General features: G+C 70.9%; 1 protein-coding gene. It reads left to right on the top strand.

The window, feature by feature from the left end; translation table 11 throughout:
• Nucleotides 1-94: 94 nt before the first annotated feature.
• On the top strand, nt 95-1,408 hold the full coding sequence (locus PHK61_RS31770) for an ISL3 family transposase (protein WP_274285034.1): 1,314 nt from the start codon (nt 95-97) through the stop codon (nt 1,406-1,408).
• Nucleotides 1,409-1,421: the final 13 nt, after the last annotated feature.

Genomic DNA, 1,421 nt, shown 5'->3' with positions numbered 1-1,421 from the left:
CGGGAGCTGGGGTCGTGTCGCTGCGGTGAGGCGGGCCCCGGGAAGTTGATGATGAAGGTTCCTACGCCATGACCATCAGCGCCCCGGGGACCCGATGCCGCAGCCTACGTCGCCGCCTGCCCAGATCGTCGCCGACACGATCATCCGCACCGTCGAGCTCGGCGTTCGGATCACCGACGCCGCCGTGGCCGGCGAGACGACGGTGCTGTGGTGCGAGCTGCTCACCGGGGGGCCGGGCCGCTGCCCGGGCTGCGGCATCGCGGGAAGCTATCGCGACAGCGTCGAGCGCCGAGTCAGCGATGTCCCGGTGGTCGGGCATCCGCTCGAGCTGCGGGTCCGGCTGCCGCGCTACCGGTGTGTCCACGACGGCTGCCCGCGCGAGGTGTTCTGCCATGACAGCAGCCGGCTGGCCCGACCGGGGTGGTCGACGACCCGACGCTGCGCGCAGTACATCCTGCGGCGCTTGGCGTTCGACAAGGCCACCGTCTCCGCGGTCGCCCGCGAGCTGGGCCGCAGCTGGGACACCGTCAACGCCATCGCGGTCGAGGCGACCCGCGAGCTGCTGGCCACCGCCGGCCCCGCCAGGTTGGACGGGGTCCGCGTGATCGGGGTCGACGAGCACAAGTGGTCCCATGTGCTGGGCGTCCACGCCGACGGATTCGTCACCGTGATCACCGACCTCACGCCTGTCCTCGCAGGTCACGGGCCGGCGCGGCTGCTCGACATGGTCGCGGGCCGCTCCGCGGCCGCGATGAAGAACTGGCTCGACGCCCGCGATCAGACCTTCCGGGACCGGGTTGAGATCGTGGCCATGGACGGGTTCGGTGGCTACAAGACCGCCGCGGTCGAGGCGCTGCCCGACGCCGTCACCGTCATGGATCCGTTCCATGTCGTCGCGCTCGCGGGCGCGAAGTTGGACCTGTGCCGCCAGCGGGTCCAGCAGGACACTCGTGGGCACCGCGGCCGCTCCGGCGATCCGCTCTACGGCGTGCGGCGCGCGCTGCGCACCCGCGCCGGGCTGCTCACCGAACGGCAGTGGACCCGGATCGCCGCGGTGTTCGCCGACGACGCCCACGCCGCGGTCGAGGTGACCTGGTGTGTCTACCAGCAGCTCATCGACGCCTACGCCCATAACGATCCACAGCGCGGCAAGACCCTGCTGTCCACCCTGATCGATCTGCTGCGCCGCGGCCTACCCGTCGGGCTCGAGGAACTCGCCCAGCTCGGCCGGACCCTGCACCGACGCCGCGACGACGTCTTGGCCTACTTCTCCCATCGCGCCTCGAACGGGCCCACCGAGGCGATCAACGGGCGCCTCGAAGCCCTGCGCCGCAATGCCCTCGGGTTCCGCAACCTCATCAACTACCGCATCCGGTCGCTGCTGCACTGTGGATCTCTTGCACTCTAAATCCGGAAGAGCC

Origin of the sequence: Actinomycetospora lutea (assembly GCF_028737205.1) — a bacterium.
Taxonomy (GTDB): domain Bacteria; phylum Actinomycetota; class Actinomycetes; order Mycobacteriales; family Pseudonocardiaceae; genus Actinomycetospora; species Actinomycetospora lutea.
Note: the sequence above shows the minus strand (reverse complement) of the source record. Positions and strands in the feature narration are given on the sequence as shown.